The sequence below is a fragment of the Enterobacter sp. MGH 37 genome (assembly GCF_000534515.1).
In the GTDB taxonomy this organism is placed as follows: Bacteria; Pseudomonadota; Gammaproteobacteria; order Enterobacterales; family Enterobacteriaceae; genus Enterobacter; species Enterobacter kobei.
In genome coordinates, this window is sequence record NZ_KI973206.1 from 1,166,597 (window position 1) to 1,185,369 (window position 18,773).

15 protein-coding genes are annotated in these 18,773 nt (G+C 55.8%); 12 read left to right on the forward strand and 3 right to left on the reverse strand.

Annotated elements, in window-relative coordinates; all coding sequences use genetic code 11:
• Positions 1–16: 16 nt before the first annotated feature.
• The 7 genes from yihU to ompL all read left to right on the forward strand — a co-directional run bounded on the left by yihU (position 17) and on the right by ompL (position 8,756).
• Positions 17–907: a sulfolactaldehyde 3-reductase gene (gene yihU / locus L383_RS05730; protein ID WP_023331632.1), complete on the forward strand. Its 891-nt coding sequence runs from the start codon at positions 17–19 to the stop codon at positions 905–907.
• Positions 908–925: 18 nt separating this feature from the next.
• Positions 926–1,801: a sulfofructosephosphate aldolase gene (gene yihT, locus L383_RS05725; RefSeq protein WP_023331633.1), complete on the forward strand. Its 876-nt coding sequence runs from the start codon at positions 926–928 to the stop codon at positions 1,799–1,801.
• A 14-nt stretch (positions 1,802–1,815) separates the two neighbouring features.
• Entirely contained in the window at positions 1,816–3,057 is a 1,242-nt protein-coding gene (gene yihS / locus L383_RS05720) for a sulfoquinovose isomerase (RefSeq protein ID WP_023331634.1), read from the forward strand.
• 17 nt (positions 3,058–3,074) lie between these two features.
• Positions 3,075–5,099: an alpha-glucosidase gene (locus L383_RS05715; RefSeq protein ID WP_023331635.1), complete on the forward strand. Its 2,025-nt coding sequence runs from the start codon at positions 3,075–3,077 to the stop codon at positions 5,097–5,099.
• Between the two features lie 45 nt (positions 5,100–5,144).
• Positions 5,145–6,527: an MFS transporter gene (locus L383_RS05710; protein ID WP_014885756.1), complete on the forward strand. Its 1,383-nt coding sequence runs from the start codon at positions 5,145–5,147 to the stop codon at positions 6,525–6,527.
• Between the two features lie 43 nt (positions 6,528–6,570).
• Positions 6,571–7,995 (forward strand): MFS transporter, encoded by a 1,425-nt coding sequence (locus tag L383_RS05705; protein WP_023331636.1) that lies wholly within the window; start codon positions 6,571–6,573, stop codon positions 7,993–7,995.
• Positions 7,996–8,069: 74 nt separating this feature from the next.
• Positions 8,070–8,756: a porin OmpL gene (gene ompL / locus L383_RS05700; protein ID WP_032629618.1), complete on the forward strand. Its 687-nt coding sequence runs from the start codon at positions 8,070–8,072 to the stop codon at positions 8,754–8,756.
• A 50-nt stretch (positions 8,757–8,806) separates the two neighbouring features.
• Here the strand turns inward: ompL and typA are convergent, their stop codons facing one another.
• Positions 8,807–10,630 carry a ribosome-dependent GTPase TypA gene (typA, locus tag L383_RS05695; RefSeq protein WP_023331638.1) on the reverse strand — a complete coding sequence of 608 codons (1,824 nt, stop codon included), beginning with the start codon at positions 10,628–10,630 and terminating at the stop codon, positions 8,807–8,809.
• A 378-nt stretch (positions 10,631–11,008) separates the two neighbouring features.
• Here typA and glnA point away from each other — a divergent pair, with 378 nt between their 5' ends.
• From glnA to L383_RS25980, 4 genes are all read left to right on the forward strand, one after another.
• On the forward strand, positions 11,009–12,418 hold the full coding sequence (glnA, locus tag L383_RS05690) for a glutamate--ammonia ligase (RefSeq protein ID WP_008501856.1): 1,410 nt from the start codon (positions 11,009–11,011) through the stop codon (positions 12,416–12,418).
• 168 nt (positions 12,419–12,586) lie between these two features.
• Positions 12,587–13,636, forward strand: a complete 1,050-nt coding sequence (gene glnL / locus L383_RS05685) for a nitrogen regulation protein NR(II) (protein ID WP_014885760.1) — start codon at positions 12,587–12,589, stop codon at positions 13,634–13,636.
• An 11-nt stretch (positions 13,637–13,647) separates the two neighbouring features.
• Positions 13,648–15,060, forward strand: coding sequence for a nitrogen regulation protein NR(I) (gene glnG, locus L383_RS05680; protein ID WP_014885761.1), 1,413 nt, complete (start codon positions 13,648–13,650; stop codon positions 15,058–15,060).
• Between the two features lie 110 nt (positions 15,061–15,170).
• Positions 15,171–15,281, forward strand: coding sequence for a YshB family small membrane protein (locus tag L383_RS25980; protein ID WP_023331639.1), 111 nt, complete (start codon positions 15,171–15,173; stop codon positions 15,279–15,281).
• Between the two features lie 99 nt (positions 15,282–15,380).
• Here L383_RS25980 and hemN read toward each other — a convergent pair whose 3' ends face one another.
• Together hemN and yihI are read right to left on the reverse strand one after the other, a co-directional pair.
• Positions 15,381–16,754, reverse strand: a complete 1,374-nt coding sequence (gene hemN, locus L383_RS05670; protein ID WP_023331640.1) for an oxygen-independent coproporphyrinogen III oxidase — start codon at positions 16,752–16,754, stop codon at positions 15,381–15,383.
• Positions 16,755–16,942: 188 nt separating this feature from the next.
• Positions 16,943–17,461, reverse strand: a complete 519-nt coding sequence (gene yihI, locus L383_RS05665) for a Der GTPase-activating protein YihI (protein ID WP_023331641.1) — start codon at positions 17,459–17,461, stop codon at positions 16,943–16,945.
• 577 nt (positions 17,462–18,038) lie between these two features.
• Between yihI and yihA the strand changes: the two genes are divergently transcribed.
• Positions 18,039–18,668 (forward strand): ribosome biogenesis GTP-binding protein YihA/YsxC, encoded by a 630-nt coding sequence (gene yihA, locus L383_RS05660; protein ID WP_014885764.1) that lies wholly within the window; start codon positions 18,039–18,041, stop codon positions 18,666–18,668.
• Positions 18,669–18,773: the final 105 nt, after the last annotated feature.

The following is an 18,773-nucleotide window of genomic DNA, read 5'->3' on the forward strand; positions in this document are numbered from 1 at the left end:
GTGACAGGAGAAAGGCATGTCAGCAATCGCATTTATCGGTTTAGGGCAGATGGGCGCGCCAATGGCGAAGAATCTGCTGAAACAAGGTCACCGGCTTCAGGTCTTTGATGTGAACCCGCAGGCCGTTCAGACGCTGGTGGAGAGCGGCGCACAGGCAGTGGCGACGCCAGCGCAGGCCGCTGCGGATGCCGAATTCGTCATTACCATGCTGCCCAACGGCGACCTGGTGCGCAGCGTACTGTTTGGTGAGCACGGCGTTTGCGAAGGGTTATCCCGCGACGCGCTGGTGATCGATATGTCCACCATTCATCCACTGCAAACTGACGCGCTGATCCGTGACATGGCGGAGCGCGGCTTCAGCCTGATGGACGTCCCCGTCGGACGGACGTCTGACCATGCCATCGCCGGTACGTTACTTCTGCTGGCAGGCGGCACGGCGCAGCAGGTTGAGCGCGCCACGCCGGTATTAATGGCGATGGGCAATGAGCTGATCAACGCTGGCGGGCCGGGCATGGGCATCCGCGTGAAGCTTATCAATAACTACATGAGCATCGCCCTGAACGCGCTTTCAGCAGAGGCGGCCGTACTGTGCGAAGCGCTCGGCCTCTCCTTCGACGTGGCGCTCAAGGTCATGAGCGGCACGCCGGCAGGCAAAGGTCACTTCACGACCTCATGGCCGAACAAGGTGCTGAAAGGGGATCTTTCACCCGCCTTCATGATCGACCTTGCGCATAAAGATCTGGGGATCGCCCTGGACGTGGCCAACCAGCTCCACGTTCCCATGCCGCTCGGCGCGGCTTCCCGTGAAGTTTACAACCAGGCTCGCGCCGCCGGGCGCGGGCGCGAAGACTGGACGGCCATTCTTGAACAGGTTCGCGCATCTGCCGGGCTGAAAAAATCACACTGATACGAAAAGGACTGAGGAATGACGATGTACACCCTGAAAGATATCACCCGACCTTCCGGCGGTTTTGCCATGCTGGCCGTGGACCAGCGCGAAGCGATGCGCCTGATGTTTGCTGCGGCAGGCGCGCCGGTGCCGGTAACCGACCAGCACCTCACGGATTTTAAGGTTAACGCGGCCAAAATCCTGTCGCCGTATGCCTCCGCTATTCTGGTTGACCAGCAGTTCTGCTATCGCCAGATCGTCGAGCAGCAGGCCGTCGCCAAAAGCTGCGCGATGATTGTGGCAGCGGACGAGTTTATACCGGGCAACGGTATTCCGGTCGATAGCGTGGTGATCGACAAAAACATCGACGCGCAGGCAGTAAAACGCGATGGCGGCAAGGCGCTGAAGCTGCTGGTGCTGTGGCGCAGCGATGAAGATCCGCAGCAACGTCTGGAGATGGTGAAGGCGTTCAATACGCTGTGCCATAGCAACGGACTGCTTAGCATTATCGAACCGGTGGTGCGTCCGCCGCGTCGCGGTGCCGCGTTCAACCGCGAGCAGGCGATTATCGACGCCGCCAGAGAGCTGGGCGATAGCGGTGCCGACCTCTACAAAGTGGAGATGCCGCTGTTCGGTAAAGGTACGCAGCAGGAACTGCTGGCCGCCTCGCAAAAGCTGAACGCGGAAATCAATATGCCGTGGGTGATCCTCTCTTCCGGCGTGGATGACAAGCTCTTCCCGCGCGCGGTGCAGGTTGCCATGCAGGCGGGGGCTTCAGGCTTTTTAGCCGGTCGCGCCGTGTGGTCCTCCGTGGTGGGGCTGCCGGATACTGAAATGATGCTACGCGACGTCTCTGTGCCAAAACTGCAGCGTTTGGGTGAGATCGTCGACGAAATGATAGCTCGCCGCTAAGAAAGGACCCGAACATGAAATGGTTTAACACCCTGAGCCATAACCGCTGGCTCGAACAAGAGACCGACCGTATTTTCGATTTCGGTAAAAACGCCGCCGTGCCGACCGGCTTTGGCTGGCTGGGCAATAACGGCCAGGTGCGTAGCGATATGGGTACGCATCTGTGGATCACCGCCCGCATGCTGCACGTGTATGCGGTGGCCGCCAATATGGGGCGTCCCGGGGCGTATGCCCTGGTTGAGCACGGCATTAATGCCCTCAACGGCCCGCTGCGCGACAAACAGCACGGCGGCTGGTACGCCTGTGTGAACGATGAAGGGGTGATCGACGCCTCCAAGCAGGGCTATCAGCATTTCTTCGTGCTGCTGGGCGCGGCGAGCGCCGTGACCACCGGCCATCCGCAGGCGCGCAAACTGCTGGACGATGCGATTGAGGTGATCGAGCGCTATTTCTGGAGCGAGGAAGAACAAATGTGCCTCGAATCCTGGGACGAGGCCTTTAGCAAAACCGAGGATTATCGCGGCGGCAACGCCAACATGCATGCCGTTGAAGCGTTCCTGATCGTCTATGACGTCACGCACGACCGCAAGTGGCTCGACCGTGCCCTGCGCATCGCCTCGGTGATTATTCACGACGTAGCGCGCAAAGGTGAGTACCGCGTCAACGAGCATTTCGACACGAACTGGAACCCGATCCGCGATTACAACATCGACAATCCTGCCCACCGTTTCCGCGCCTACGGCGGCACGCCGGGCCACTGGATCGAGTGGGGCCGCCTGATGCTGCACCTGCGCGCCGCGCTGGAAGCCCGTTTTGAAACCCCGCCGGAGTGGCTGCTCGAAGATGCGAAAGGACTGTTCCATGCCACCATCCGCGACGCCTGGGCACCGGACGGGGCCGATGGTTTCGTCTACTCCGTAGGCTGGGATGGCAAGCCTATTGTCCGTGAACGCGTGCGCTGGCCTATCGTCGAGGCGATGGGCACGGCTTACGCGCTCTACACCGTAACCGGCGAAGCACAGTACGAAGCCTGGTATCAGAAGTGGTGGGATTACTGCATTAAGTACCTGATGGATTACGAGAACGGTTCCTGGTGGCAGGAGCTGGATACCCATAACGAAGTGACAACCAAAGTCTGGGACGGCAAGCAGGATATTTACCATCTGCTGCACTGCCTGGTGATCCCACGTTTGCCGCTGGCACCGGGCTTAGCCCCGGCAACGGCCGCCGGTTTGCTGGACTGCCTGGCCAAATAATAAAAGACGGAGTTTTTATGCGTACCCTACACAATATTGACCTGAAAAATAACGAAAGGGGTTTCACCCTGCACTGGGAAAACCGCCTGATTTTGTCCCATACCGCGGATGCGCCCTGCCTGTGGATCGGTGCAGGCGTCGCCGATATTGAGATGTTTCGCGGCAATTTCAGCATCAAGGACAAACTGAACGAAAAGATCGCGCTGACGGACGCAACCGTCACGCAGCAAAGCGCGGGCTGGGCGATCCGCTTTACCCGTGGCGATGCGGTCAGCGCGACGCTGCTGGTGGGCGTGGATGGCGAAGGCCGCCTGGAGATGAAGCTTAAAAACGATGCCACCCGCCATAACCGCATCTGGCTGCGGCTGGCAGCTCAGCCAGAAGATCACATTTACGGCTGCGGCGAGCAGTTCTCTTATTTCGATCTGCGCGGCAAGCCGTTCCCGCTGTGGACCAGCGAACAAGGCGTGGGCCGTAACAAGCAAACCTACGTGACCTGGCAGGCCGACTGCAAAGAGAACGCAGGCGGCGATTACTACTGGACCTTCTTCCCACAGCCTACCTTCGTGAGCACCCAGAAGTACTACTGCCACGTGGACAACAGCTGCTACATGAATTTTGACTTCAGCGCGCCGGACTTCCACGAACTGGCGTTCTGGGAAGATACCGCCACGTTGCGCTTCGACTGTGCGGAAACCTACGTCGGCCTGCTGGAAAAACTCACCGGACTGCTGGGGCGTCAGCCTGAACTGCCGGACTGGGTTTACGACGGCGTGACGCTGGGTATTCAGGGCGGCACCGAGGTCTGTCAGCAGAAGCTCGACGTCATGCGCAAAGGGGGCGTGAAGGTGAACGGCATCTGGGCTCAGGACTGGTCCGGCATTCGCATGACCTCTTTCGGCAAACGCGTGATGTGGAACTGGAAGTGGAACAGCGAGCTGTACCCACAGCTTGACGAGCGTATTCCACAATGGAAACAGGAAGGCGTGCAGTTCCTCTCCTACATCAACCCGTACGTCGCCAGCGATAAAGATCTCTGCGAAGAAGCAGCGAAACGCGGCTATCTGACTAAAAATTCCGACGGCAAGGACTACCACGTCGAGTTTGGCGAGTTCTATGCGGGCGTCATCGACCTGACCAATCCTGAAGCCTACGACTGGTACAAAGAGGTCATCAAAAAGAACCTGATCGAACTGGGCTGCGGCGGCTGGATGGCCGATTTCGGGGAATATCTTCCGACTGACACGTTCCTGCACAACGGCGTTAGCGCAGAGATCATGCACAACGCGTGGCCAGCCCTGTGGGCCAAATGTAACTACGAGGCGCTGGAGGAGACCGGCAAACTTGGCGAGATCCTGTTCTTTATGCGCGCAGGCTACACCGGCAGCCAGAAGCACTCGGTGATGATGTGGGCGGGAGATCAGAACGTCGACTGGAGCCTGGACGACGGTCTGGCGTCCGTGGTGCCTGCGGCGCTATCTCTGGCGATGACCGGGCACGGCCTGCACCACAGCGACATCGGCGGCTATACCACCCTGTTCGAGATGAAGCGCAGTAAAGAGTTGCTGCTGCGCTGGTGCGATTTTAACGCCTTCACGCCGATGATGCGCACCCACGAAGGTAACCGTCCTGGCGATAACTGGCAGTTCGACGGCGATGCGGAAACCATCGCGCACTTCGCGCGCATGACCACCGTTTTCACCACCCTGAAGCCGTATATCAAAGCCGCCGTCGCGCAGAACGCGAAAAGCGGCCTGCCGGTGATGCGCCCGCTGTTCCTGCACTACGAGCACGACGCACGCGCCTACACGCTGAAATACCAGTATCTGTTTGGCCGCGATCTGCTGGTGGCGCCCGTTCACGAAGAGGGGCGCACGGACTGGACGCTCTATCTGCCGCAGGACAACTGGGTGAATGCGTGGACCGGGGAATGCTGCCAGGGCGGTGACGTGACCGTTGATGCCCCACTCGGCAAGCCACCGGTCTTCTATCGCCAGCACAGTGAATGGGCAGATCTGTTTAGCACCTTACGTCATATCTGATAAGGCTCGCCCGCAGGGAAACCTGCGGGCAGACGGAGAACAATAATGAGTCAACATACTTCTGATCCGGCAACCCTGCGCCTGCCGTTTAAAGAGAAACTCGCCTACGGGATGGGCGATCTCGGCTCTAACATCCTGCTGGATATCGGCACGCTGTATCTGCTGAAGTTTTACACCGACGTGCTGGGGCTGCCGGGCACCTACGGCGGGATCATCTTCCTGATTGCGAAGTTCTTTACCGCCTTCACCGATATGGGCACCGGGATCATGCTCGACTCCCGGCGCAAGATTGGCCCGAAAGGGAAATTCCGCCCGTTCGTGCTATACGCCGCCTTCCCGGTGACGCTGCTGGCGATTGCCAACTTCGTGGGCACGCCGTTTGAGGTGACCGGTAAAACGGTGATGGCAACCGTGCTGTTTATGCTGTACGGCCTGTTCTTCAGCATGATGAACTGTTCTTACGGCGCGATGGTGCCCGCCATTACCAAAAACCCGGACGAGCGCGCCTCGCTGGCCGCATGGCGTCAGGGCGGTGCCACGCTCGGCCTGCTGCTCTGTACCGTGGGCTTTGTCCCGGTGATGAACCTGATTGAAGGCAACGATCAGCTGGGCTATATCTTTGCCGCCACCCTCTTCTCGCTGTTCGGGCTGTTCTTTATGTGGTGGTGCTATAAGGGCGTGACCGAGCGTTACGTCGAGATGCAGCCTGCCAATCCGGCGCAAAAGCCGGGGCTGTTACAGTCTTTTCGCGCCATCGCCGGGAACCGTCCGCTGTTTATCCTGTGCATTGCAAACCTGTGCACGCTGGGTGCCTTTAACGTCAAGCTCGCCATCCAGGTCTACTACACGCAGTACGTGCTGAACGACCCGATTCTGCTGTCGTATATGGGCTTCTTCAGCATGGGCTGTATTTTTATCGGCGTCTTTATGATGCCCGGCGCGGTGCGGCGCTTCGGTAAGAAAAAGGTCTACATCAGCGGGCTGATGATTTGGGTGGCGGGCGATCTGCTCAACTACTTCTTCGGCGGCGGCTCGGTGAGCTTTGTGGCGTTCTCCTGCCTCGCGTTCTTCGGTTCCGCGTTTGTGAACAGCCTGAACTGGGCGCTGGTCTCCGACACCGTGGAGTACGGCGAGTGGCGCACCGGCGTGCGCTCCGAGGGAACGGTCTATACCGGCTTTACCTTCTTCCGCAAGGTATCTCAGGCGCTGGCGGGCTTCTTCCCGGGGATCATGCTCACGCAGATCGGCTATGTGCCCAACGTAGTGCAATCCGCCGGTACGGTTGAAGGGCTGCGGCAGCTGATATTTATCTATCCAAGCCTGCTGGCGGTCATCACCATCGTGGCGATGGGCTGCTTCTACAACCTCAACGAGAAGATGTATGTGCGCATCGTCGAAGAGATCGAGCTGCGCAAGCGTACGGCATAAATGACGTGATAGAGCGCCCTGCGGGGCGCTCTGAGGATCGACCATGAGAGATAATACTGATCCGTTAACCCTGAAATTGAGCCTGCGTGAGAAGTGCGCCTACGGGATGGGCGATTTTGGCTCGAACCTGATGCTGTGTATTGGCACGCTGTATTTGCTGAAGTTTTACACCGATGAACTGGGCATGCCCGCGTTCTATGGCGGCATTATTTTCCTGGTGGCGAAATTCTTCACCGCGTTTACCGACATGCTGACCGGCGTGCTGCTGGACTCCCGGCGGAATATCGGTAAGAAGGGAAAATTCCGGCCGTTCATTCTCTACGCCTCCGTCCCGGTGGCGCTGGTCGCGACGGCGCAGTTTATGGCCAACGACTTTAGCCTGACGGTGAAAACGGCGCTCGCCACGGTGCTCTTTATGCTGTTTGGCCTGTGCTACAGCCTGATGAATTGCTCCTACGGCGCGATGGTTCCGGCCATAACCAAAAACCCGAACGAGCGTGCGCAGCTGGCCGCCTGGCGTCAGGGCGGCGCGACGGTGGGGCTGTTGCTCTGCACCGTGGGCTTTATGCCCATTCAGGCACTGTTCGTCCACCAGCCCTCACTCGGTTATCTGGTGGCCGCGCTGGTGTTTGTGACGGGTGGCCTGTTCTGCATGTGGTGGTGCTACAGCGGTGTGAAAGAACGCTACGTGGAGCTCACGCCCGATCACCATAAGCCCGGCATTCTGAAATCGTTCTGCGCGATTTTCCGCAATCCGCCACTGCTGGTGCTGTGCATCGCCAACCTGTGTACCCTCGCCGCGTTTAACATCAAGCTGGCGATTCAGGTCTATTACACCCAGTACGTGCTGAACGATCTTCATCTGCTGTCGTGGATGGGTTTTTTCAGCATGGGCTGCATTCTGATTGGCGTGTTTCTGGTGCCCGGCGCGGTGAAGCGCTTTGGCAAGAAGCCGGTGTATCTGGGTGGGCTGGCACTGTGGGCAGTGGGTGACGTGCTGAACTTCTTCTGGGGGACCAGCTCCCTGCTGTTTGTGCTGTTTTCCTGCATGGCCTTCTTCGGCACGGCGTTTGTGAACAGCCTGAACTGGGCGCTGGTGCCGGATACCGTCGACTATGGCGAATGGAAAACCGGCATCCGCGCCGAAGGGTCGGTTTACACCGGTTATACCTTCTCGCGCAAAATATCCGCCGCCCTCGCTGGCTTCCTGCCCGGCATCATGCTGACCCAGATTGGCTACGTTCCCCATGCCGTTCAAAGCGCGGGCACGCTGCTGGGATTGCGTCAGCTTATTTTCCTCTGGCCATGCGGTCTGGCAATCGTCGCCGCTGTGACCATGGGACTGTTTTATAAACTCAACGAAGCGCGCTTCGCCTTTATTATCGAGGAGATTGGAAAACGGAAAAAACAATCAGCGAATACCCCTGAGATAACCACCAACAATAAAGCGTCAGCAGTCACTTTATAACAATAAATCCGGCCAATATGTCCTTCCTGTTAATCAGGAGGGAGGCCTTTCTGTACCTGATACATGGACAAATTATGAAAAGAATCATCACTGTACTGATCGTGTCGTCTGTGTCCTGCCCGGTATTTGCCGGGGCCTATGTCGAAACCCGCGAAGCTTACAATACGGCCTCTGAACTGCACGAGGTGATCCTGCGTGCGGGATATAACTTTGATATGGGCGCGGGGCTGATGTTCACCAATGCCTATAACGTGGGGAAATGGGATGAGCTGAAGCACAGCTATAACGAAATAGAGGGATGGTATCCGCTCTTTAAACCCACCGACAAACTCACCTTCCAGCCCGGCGGATTGATTAATGACAGCAGCGCCGGTTCGGGTGGTGCCGTCTATCTGGACACCAACTATAAATTCATCGACTGGTTTAACCTGACCTTCCGCTATCGCTATAACCATAACAATTACGATACGCCGGACTATAACGGTCAGATGGATAAGAACGACACACACGAGTTTGCCAACTACTGGAATTTCAAAGTAACGGATGCGTTTTTCTACACGTTTGAACCGCACTTTTTCCAGCGGGTGAATGATTATCACAGCAAAAATGGCAAAGACCATCACTGGGAAATCGCCAATAAATTCAGCTATAAGTTCGACAGAAACTGGCTGCCGTACCTCGAACTTCAGTGGCTGGACAGATGGAATGATTACAACCGCGAGCAGTACCGAATTCGCCTGGGGTTACGGTATTCGTTCTAACAAAAAAGCCGCTGATTTCTCAGCGGCTTTTTTACTACGGATTGACCGTATTAGTCTTCTTTCGCACCGCGCATAGCACGTTTACGATCGTTCTCGGTCAGGTGACGTTTACGGATACGAATTGACTGTGGAGTCACTTCGACCAGTTCGTCATCATCGATGAATTCCAGAGCCTGCTCCAGAGTCATCTTGATCGGTGGAACCAGAACCGTTGCTTCGTCAGTACCGGACGCACGCATGTTGGTCAGTTTCTTACCGGTCAGGCAGTTTACGGTCAGGTCGTTAGAACGACTGTGAATACCGATGATCTGGCCTTCGTAAACTTCTGCACCGTGACCCAGGAACAGCTTACCGCGATCCTGCAGACCGAACAGCGCGAACGCAACCGCTTTACCCTGACCGTTGGAGATCAGCACGCCGTTGTTACGCTGGCCCACTTCGCCCGGACGCACGTCGTCGTAGTGGCTGAAGGTGGAGTACAGCAGACCGGTACCGGAGGTCATGGTCATGAACTCAGAACGGAAGCCGATCAGGCCACGACTTGGGATCACGTAGTCGAGACGTACGCGGCCTTTGCCATCTGGATTCATGTTTTTCAGGTCGCCTTTACGCTCGCCCAGTGCCTGCATGACAGAACCCTGGTGCTGCTCTTCAACGTCCAGCGTTACGTTCTCAAACGGCTCTTGTTTACGGCCGTCGATTTCGCGGAAGATAACTTTCGGACGGGAAACCGCCATCTCGAAACCTTCACGACGCATGTTTTCAATCAGAACAGACAGGTGCAGCTCACCACGACCAGAAACGCGGAATGCATCAGCGTCTTCAGTTTCTTCAACGCGCAGCGCAACGTTGTGCACCAGCTCTTTGTTCAGGCGGTCAAGGATCTGACGAGAGGTAACGAATTTACCTTCTTTACCACAGAACGGAGAGGTGTTGACGTTGAAGAACATGGATACGGTTGGTTCATCAACGGACAGAGCAGGCAGCGCTTCGACGTTCTGCGGATCGCAGATGGTGTCGGAGATGTTCAGCTCGCCCAGACCGGTGATCGCGATGATGTCGCCCGCTTCCGCGATGTCGCTCTCGATACGCTCAAGACCCAGGTGAGTCAGGACTTTACCGACTTTACCGTTACGGGTTTTGCCTTCGCTATCGATGATAGTGACCTGCTGGTTAGGCTTCACTTTACCGCGCTTGATACGACCAATGCCGATGACGCCAACATAGTTGTTGTAGTCGAGCTGGGAGATCTGCATCTGCAGGGTGCCGTCCAGGTCAACGTTTGGCGCAGGAACACGGTCAACAATCGCCTGATACAGCGGGGTCATGTCTTCAGCCATGTCTTCATGGTCCAGACCAGCGATACCGTTCAGCGCAGACGCGTAAACGATAGGGAAGTCCAGCTGCTCGTCGGTCGCATCGAGGTTAACGAACAGGTCGAAGACCTGGTCAACAACCCAGTCAGGACGCGCGCCAGGACGGTCAACTTTGTTGATAACAACGATTGGCTTCAGACCATGGGCAAAAGCTTTTTTGGTCACGAAGCGCGTCTGTGGCATTGGGCCATCCATTGCGTCAACGACCAGCAGAACGGAGTCTACCATGGACATTACACGTTCAACTTCACCACCGAAGTCGGCGTGCCCTGGGGTATCAACGATGTTGATACGGTAGTCATTCCATTTAATCGCGGTGTTTTTCGCGAGGATGGTAATCCCACGCTCTTTCTCCAAATCGTTGGAGTCCATCACGCGTTCTTGGGTTTCGGCACGCGCATCAAACGTACCGGATTGCTGCAGCAGCTTGTCAACCAGGGTAGTTTTACCATGGTCTACGTGCGCGATGATGGCGATGTTACGCAAATTTTCGATCACAACTTTGCCTCAGGCATTTAGAAATAGCGCGCTATTGTACACGGATTAATCGCACTACAAAACAGGATCACAAACATCCCCCGCAAACAAGTATTGCAGAGATGCTTTGTGATCGCTTTCACGGAGCGGTAAAAGGGCGCTTTAACGTAAATTGCACCAATATGGTGCTCAATGTTCACATTGAAGCACTATACTGGTGCAACAAATCCATTGTGGTGCAGCCCTTTTGCACTATGGTGCGCATGATAACGCCTTTTTGGGGTGTTTTAAAAGTTGGCACAGATTTCGCTTTATAAAAATACATGGCACACGGCCAGTACAAACAGAAATTGAAGACCTCGTTACCACGACGACAATGACCAATCTGGAGAGTTAAGTATGTCCGCTGAACACGTTTTGACGATGCTGAACGAACATGAAGTGAAGTTTGTTGATCTGCGCTTCACCGATACCAAAGGTAAAGAACAGCACGTCACAATCCCTGCTCATCAGGTGAACGCCGAATTCTTTGAAGAAGGCAAAATGTTTGACGGCTCCTCCATTGGTGGCTGGAAAGGCATTAACGAATCCGACATGGTTCTGATGCCAGATGCGACCACCGCGGTCATTGATCCGTTCTTCGAAGAACCAACCCTGATCATCCGTTGCGACATCCTCGAGCCAGGCACGCTGCAGGGCTACGACCGCGACCCACGTTCTATCGCTAAACGCGCTGAAGAGTACCTGCGTTCTACCGGCATCGCGGACACCGTGCTGTTCGGGCCAGAGCCAGAGTTCTTCCTGTTCGATGACATCCGTTTCGGTGCCTCTATTTCTGGCTCCCACGTAGCAATCGACGACATCGAAGGTGCATGGAACTCCTCCACCAAATACGAAGGTGGTAACAAAGGTCACCGTCCAGGCGTGAAAGGCGGTTACTTCCCGGTTCCACCGGTCGACTCTGCACAGGACATCCGTTCCACCATGTGTCTGGTGATGGAAGAAATGGGCCTGGTGGTTGAAGCTCACCACCACGAAGTCGCGACTGCGGGTCAGAACGAAGTGGCTACCCGCTTCAACACCATGACCAAAAAAGCGGACGAAATTCAGATCTACAAATACGTTGTGCATAACGTTGCGCACCGTTTCGGTAAAACCGCGACCTTCATGCCAAAACCGATGTTTGGCGATAACGGTTCCGGTATGCACTGCCACATGTCTCTGTCCAAGAACGGCACCAACCTGTTCTCTGGCGACAAATATGCTGGTCTGTCTGAGCAGGCGCTGTACTACATTGGCGGCGTTATCAAACACGCTAAAGCGATCAACGCCCTGGCGAACCCAACCACGAACTCCTACAAGCGTCTGGTCCCGGGCTACGAAGCACCAGTCATGCTGGCTTACTCTGCGCGTAACCGTTCTGCTTCTATCCGTATCCCGGTGGTGGCGTCTCCTAAAGCGCGTCGTATCGAAGTTCGCTTCCCGGACCCAGCGGCTAACCCATACCTGTGCTTCGCAGCACTGCTGATGGCCGGTCTGGACGGTATCAAGAACAAGATCCACCCAGGCGAAGCGATGGACAAAAACCTGTACGACCTGCCGCCAGAAGAAGCGAAAGAGATCCCACAGGTTGCTGGCTCTCTGGAAGAAGCCCTGCAGGCGCTGGACGCAGACCGTGAGTTCCTGACGGCGGGCGGCGTGTTCACTGACGACGCTATCGATGCTTACATCGCCCTGCGTACCGAAGAGAACGACCGCGTGCGCATGACGCCGCACCCGGTTGAGTTCGAACTGTACTACAGCGTTTAATTAAGTTGTTTTACCCGGCGTGACAAGCGCCGGGAGTAGTTGCCGTGGAAACTTTTAGCCCATCTCCGGATGGGCTTTTTTCTCCACCAACAACCTGATCTCACGCGCTTTTTACGCCGAAAAGCTATACTGCACTAAAACAGTGCAACGACTCCAGGAGACTGCTGAATGGCAACTGGCACGCTGCCCGATGCTGGGCAGATCCTCAATTCTTTAATTAACAGTATCTTGCTGGTCGACGACGAGCTGGCCGTTCATTACGCCAACCCGGCGGCGCAGCAGCTGCTGGCCCAAAGCGCGCGGAAACTGTTTGGTACCCCGCTTCCGGAACTCCTGAGCTATTTTTCGCTGAATATTGGCCTGATGCAGGAAAGTTTGCAGGCCGGCCAGGGGTTTACCGATAACGAAGTGACGCTGGTGATCGACGGGCGCTCGCATATTCTGTCGCTGACTGCGCAACGACTTCCTGAAGGGATGATCCTGCTTGAAATGGCGCCGATGGATAATCAGCGTCGCCTGAGCCAGGAGCAGCTCCAGCATGCGCAGCAAATTGCCGCCCGTGACCTGGTGCGTGGTCTGGCGCATGAAATCAAAAACCCGCTGGGTGGGTTACGCGGTGCGGCGCAGCTTCTGACCAAGGCGTTACCCGATCCTGCGCTGGCGGAGTACACCAACGTCATCATTGAGCAGGCGGACCGTCTGCGTAATCTGGTTGACCGTCTTCTGGGGCCGCAACAGCCGGGAATGCATGTTACGGAAAGCATTCATAAGGTGGCTGAACGCGTCGTGAAACTCGTCTCGATGGAACTGCCGGAGAACGTCACGCTGGTGCGTGATTACGACCCCAGCCTGCCGGAACTGGCGCATGACCCGGATCAAATTGAGCAGGTCCTGTTGAATATCGTGCGTAATGCCCTGCAGGCGCTGGGACCGGAAGGGGGCGAGATTATTTTACGTACCCGTACCGCCTTCCAGCTCACCTTACACGGCGTGCGCTATCGGCTGGCGGCGCGCATCGACGTCGAGGATAACGGGCCCGGTATTCCCTCCCATCTTCAGGACACTCTGTTTTATCCGATGGTCAGCGGTCGCGAAGGCGGGACCGGCCTGGGCTTATCTATCGCCCGCAGCTTGATCGATCAGCACTCCGGAAAAATTGAATTTACCAGTTGGCCGGGACATACCGAGTTTTCGGTTTTCCTGCCGATTAAAAAATAAAGGTGACGTTTATGCAACGAGGGATAGTCTGGGTAGTCGATGACGATAGCTCCATCCGTTGGGTGCTTGAACGCGCGCTCACAGGGGCAGGATTAAGCTGCACGACGTTTGAGAGCGGCAGCGACGTGCTCGATGCACTCACCACCAAAACGCCAGACGTTCTGCTTTCGGATATTCGCATGCCGGGCATGGACGGGCTGGCGCTTTTAAAGCAGATTAAACAACGCCACCCTATGCTTCCGGTCATCATAATGACGGCACACTCCGATCTGGATGCCGCTGTGAGTGCCTATCAGCAAGGGGCGTTCGATTATCTGCCCAAACCGTTTGATATCGATGAGGCGGTGGCACTGGTTGAGCGTGCGATTAGCCATTACCAGGAGCAGCAACAGCCGCGTCACGCGCCCGATTTTGGGCCTACCACCGACATCATCGGCGAAGCGCCAGCGATGCAGGATGTGTTTCGCATTATTGGCCGTCTGTCGCGTTCATCCATCAGCGTGCTGATTAACGGTGAGTCGGGAACCGGTAAAGAGCTTGTGGCGCATGCCTTGCATCGCCACAGCCCGCGAGCAAAAGCGCCGTTTATCGCCCTGAATATGGCCGCGATCCCAAAAGATTTGATTGAGTCCGAGCTGTTCGGCCACGAGAAGGGGGCGTTTACCGGCGCGAATACCATTCGCCAGGGGCGCTTCGAACAGGCTGATGGTGGGACGCTTTTCCTGGACGAGATCGGCGATATGCCGCTGGATGTTCAGACCCGCCTGTTGCGCGTGCTGGCCGACGGGCAGTTTTATCGCGTGGGCGGCTACGCGCCGGTGAAGGTGGACGTGCGCATTATCGCCGCGACGCACCAGAACCTGGAGCAACGCGTACAGGAAGGCAAATTCCGTGAGGATTTATTCCATCGCCTGAACGTGATTCGCGTTCATCTGCCGCCGCTGCGTGAGCGCCGGGAAGATATTCCCCGCCTGGCGCGACATTTCCTGCAGGTGGCCGCCCGCGAGCTGGGTGTGGAAGCCAAGCAGCTTCACCCGGAAACCGATGCCGCCCTGACGCGTCTGGCGTGGCCAGGCAACGTGCGTCAGCTGGAGAATACCTGTCGCTGGTTAACCGTGATGGCTGCCGGGCAGGAAGTGTTAATTCAGGATTTACCGGCCGAACTGTTTGAAGCGACCGCGCCTGAGAGCAGCACCGGTCACGCGTTGCCGGACAGCTGGGCGACGCTGCTGGCACAATGGGCCGACCGCGCGCTGCGTTCCGGTCATCAAAACTTGTTGTCTGAAGCCCAGCCAGAGATGGAACGTACGTTGTTGACCACCGCGCTTCGTCATACGCAAGGCCATAAGCAGGAAGCCGCCCGCCTGTTGGGATGGGGGCGTAATACCCTGACGCGCAAGCTTAAAGAGCTGGGAATGGAGTAATCTTACCCGAAGTGTAAAGGTTATTAATTGAGCGCAAATTGCCGTTATTTTGCGCTTTACTGTTCTGATGAGTTTTGTATGATCGTGCCCGGAAATTGAGGGTGTCGATCATGCTGGAAACTTTGGTAAATATGCTCTCTAGCGGAGCCGTTGAAAGCCACACGCCACAAACCGCCGTTGCGGCTGTTTTGTGTGCGGCGCTGGTGGGGCTGTTTAGCTAGCGAGCTGTCAATGAAAAGCCGGGTGGCGGCTTCGCCTTACCCGGCCTACAAAAGCGCAAATGTAGGCCGGGTAAGCGAAGCGACACCCGGCATTGCTGCTTAAATTACCCGCGAGAACTGCTGCATGCGCGCCTTCTGGCGCAGATACGCGTCAAAGCACATACAGATGTTACGAATCAACAGACGCCCCTTCGGCGTGACCTCAACGGCACTCTCCGACACCTCCACCAGCCCATCTTTCGCCAGCGGTGCCAGAAGCTTCAGATCTTCCGCGAAGTAATCCCTGAAGTGCAGATCCCACTGCGCCTCAACATCGCTGAATTCGAGACGGAAGTTGCAGATAAGCGCCTTGATCACATCGCGACGGATACAGTCATCACGGGTTAACGCAATGCCGCGCCACATGGCGTTGCCGGTTTCATCCACCTGCTGATAATACAGCTTCAGCTCTTTCTGGTTCTGCGCGTAGCAGTCGCCCATCATGCTTATCGCGGAGACGCCCAGACCGAGCAGATCGGTATCACCCTGCGTGGTGTATCCCTGGAAGTTGCGGTGCAGCACCCCTTCTCGCTGGGCGATCGCCAGTTCGTCATCCGGACGAGCAAAGTGATCCATACCGATAAACTGATAGCCGGTCTCGGTCAGCGAAGTAATGGTTTCCTGCAGGATATCCAGTTTCTGCTGAGCAGAAGGGAGATCCGCATCTTTGATTTTACGCTGGGCGGCAAACAACGTCGGCAGGTGCGCATAGTTAAAGACGCTCAGGCGGTCCGGGTTAAGCTCGGCCACACGCTTCAGCGTGAAGGCGAAGCTCTCTGGCGTCTGTTTTGGCAGGCCGTAAATCAGGTCAATATTGGTCGACGTAAAGCCGATTTCACGCGCATGATTGAGCAAGGCAAAGATAAACTCTTCATCCTGCTCGCGGTTCACCAGACGCTGGACCTCTTTGTTGAAATCCTGCACGCCCATGCTCAGACGGTTGAAGCCTTCCGCGCGTAAGTGATCCAGGACATCCAGCTCAATTTCACGCGGGTCAACCTCGATCGAGATTTCAGCATCGTCGTTAAAATTAAAGTGGCTACGTAAAAGCGTCATCAAACGCGTGATTTGCGCTTTATTCAGGTAGGTTGGCGTGCCGCCGCCCCAGTGAAGCTGGCTGACGTGACGCCCTTTAAACAGCGGTGCACGGTGAAGAATTTCCTGTTCGAGCGCATCGAGATACTGATCGGCTTTATGCTGCTGACGGGTAACGATTTTATTGCAGCCGCAGAAGTAGCAGAGCTTGTGGCAGAACGGAATATGGACGTAGAGCGACAGCGGGCGCTCAGGATAGCGCGCAACAGCCTGCTGAAAATCCGCCTCGCCGAAGGCATCGGAGAACTCCAGCGCAGTGGGGTATGACGTATAACGCGGCCCGGAATAGTTATATTTCTGGATTAGGGCCAAATCCCAGTCGATAGTTGGTGCTGACATGCTCACTCCTTCCGTTGGTGTCGCGTTCGTATACGGCGGCCCGTTCTGGCCCCGTTGCGGGCCATCATTCGGGTGCGCAGCCACTTCTGTCGCCGCGACAACCGCCGTAGTTTAACGAATAACCACACCAGATAACATATAACCGGAAGGGTTATAAGCAGGACTATCGTACCTGCCGGGTGCAAATGTTAGTTTCCACCCTTCAGAAGACGCATCATATCTTCCTGCTTTTCATCTTCTTCTTCTTCGTCGTCTTCGTCGTCATAAGACAGACCCAGCTTCTGCATTAGCTCATCAATGCGGTCCAGTTTGGCATCCACCCATGACTGCTCTTCAGCGGTCAGGGTTTCACCCTCTTCAAGACGTTCCAGCAGCGCGTCCAGGCGCTCATCGTTCTCCAGCAAATCCAGCTCAGCCTGCGGTGAAAGCATAGGTTTCTCGCTCTTTGGTTTGTGCTGCTTAGTGACCGGGGTGTCTGTCACGCCCAGTGGAATGGGAGTTTTACTGCCGATACGAGGATCTTTCTGCTGTTTGCCTTTTGCAGAAGCGCCCGCTGCACCACCGCCGTTCGCACGGCTTCCCGCAGCATGGCCACGATGTTTTTTATCGCGTTTGCGATCGCGCGCTTCCTGGTTCAGTTCTTCGCGCGTTTTGCGGCGTGCTTTCGCAGGGCGTTTAGCACCTGCTGCGGAGGTTGGTTTTTTCATGATGTTTTATCTTTAAGTCGTTTTCTTCAGTATAGAATTGCGGCGAAATCTAGCAGAAAGCAAGCAAAGAAAAAAGGCGACAGAGCAATCTGTCGCCTTTTTTCCTGACTCACAACCCTTAGCGGGTCAGACATTCCATGTTTACCAACAACAAACCCTGTTTATCCCTTGGCTGATACCGTCCGTGTACGGTTCCCTTTCCTTTTAAAACGCCTCCAGGCGCCGGTCGTCCTGACTGTCCTGCGTCTTCGCCTCCTGGCGCTCCTGACCCTAATCCTTAAGTCGAATTCCTGTTGGCTTCCTCGCCCTGACGCATACTTTACCTTGTTCGCTTAAACTAACAAGCAACGAAACGGTGCAAAAAGAGATTTTCAGACAATTACCCGGAAATAAGCTTATGATTTAAAACAGTTTGACTTTTTTGACACCTGCGAATTCTCTTAAATCTCCCATAGCATGATGAGCCGATCTCTCACACAAGTGCGGGCTTTCCCCTGCAAGCTCTGTGTAATGAGAAAAGCCTTTTGTTGGCATTCGGGTATAATCCCCCCCAGATTACGATTTTGGAGACGACCACGTGACTACCTGGAACTACCAACAGACGCATTTTGTCACCAGTGCGCCCGATATTCGCCACCTGCCATCTGATACCGGTATTGAAGTGGCTTTTGCTGGCCGCTCCAATGCGGGGAAATCCAGCGCCCTGAATACGCTGACCAATCAGAAGAACCTGGCGCGCACCTCAAAAACGCCTGGCCGTACCCAGCTGATCAACCTCTTTGAAGTGGCTGAAGGCAAACGCCTGGTCGACTTGCCGGGATATGGTTATGCGCAGGTGCCTGAAGAGATGAAGATCAAATGGCAACGTGCGCTGGGCGAATACCTGGAAAAACGCATGTGCCTGAAAGGTCTGGTGGTGCTGATGGACATTCGCCATCCGCTGAAAGATCTCGATCAGCAGATGATCGACTGGGCCGTCGCAAGCGATATTGCCGTGCTGGTGCTGCTGACAAAAGCCGATAAGCTGGCAAGCGGTGCGCGTAAAGCGCAGGTGAATATGGTTCGCGAAGCGGTACTGGCCTTCAATGGCGATGTTCAGGTGGAGCCTTTCTCTTCGCTGAAAAAACAGGGTGTAGACAAGCTGCGCCAGAAACTTGATAGCTGGTTTAACGAGCTGGAACCCGCGACAGAAGCGGAAGAAGAGTAATACTGAGCGCGGCAATGCCCGCGCTTTTTTTTACCTGAACTTTTCTTTGCCACAATAAAAAACGCCCCAGTCATTACTGACTGGGGCGGCTAAAATATTCAGCCA

Excerpts from the sequence above, each read along its gene's own strand:
- yihI (WP_023331641.1), bottom strand. The coding sequence starts at position 17,461 with ATGAAAAAACCAACCTCCGCAGCAGGTGCTAAACGCCCTGCGAAAGCA.
- glnL (WP_014885760.1), top strand. The coding sequence starts at position 12,587 with ATGGCAACTGGCACGCTGCCCGATGCTGGGCAGATCCTCAATTCTTTA.
- yihU (WP_023331632.1), top strand. The coding sequence starts at position 17 with ATGTCAGCAATCGCATTTATCGGTTTAGGGCAGATGGGCGCGCCAATG.
- L383_RS05710 (WP_014885756.1), top strand. The coding sequence starts at position 5,145 with ATGAGTCAACATACTTCTGATCCGGCAACCCTGCGCCTGCCGTTTAAA.
- L383_RS25980 (WP_023331639.1), top strand. The coding sequence starts at position 15,171 with ATGCTGGAAACTTTGGTAAATATGCTCTCTAGCGGAGCCGTTGAAAGC.
- glnG (WP_014885761.1), top strand. The coding sequence starts at position 13,648 with ATGCAACGAGGGATAGTCTGGGTAGTCGATGACGATAGCTCCATCCGT.
- ompL (WP_032629618.1), top strand. The coding sequence starts at position 8,070 with ATGAAAAGAATCATCACTGTACTGATCGTGTCGTCTGTGTCCTGCCCG.
- hemN (WP_023331640.1), bottom strand. The coding sequence starts at position 16,754 with ATGTCAGCACCAACTATCGACTGGGATTTGGCCCTAATCCAGAAATAT.
- L383_RS05705 (WP_023331636.1), top strand. The coding sequence starts at position 6,571 with ATGAGAGATAATACTGATCCGTTAACCCTGAAATTGAGCCTGCGTGAG.
- L383_RS05715 (WP_023331635.1), top strand. The coding sequence starts at position 3,075 with ATGCGTACCCTACACAATATTGACCTGAAAAATAACGAAAGGGGTTTC.
- yihT (WP_023331633.1), top strand. The coding sequence starts at position 926 with ATGACGATGTACACCCTGAAAGATATCACCCGACCTTCCGGCGGTTTT.
- yihS (WP_023331634.1), top strand. The coding sequence starts at position 1,816 with ATGAAATGGTTTAACACCCTGAGCCATAACCGCTGGCTCGAACAAGAG.
- glnA (WP_008501856.1), top strand. The coding sequence starts at position 11,009 with ATGTCCGCTGAACACGTTTTGACGATGCTGAACGAACATGAAGTGAAG.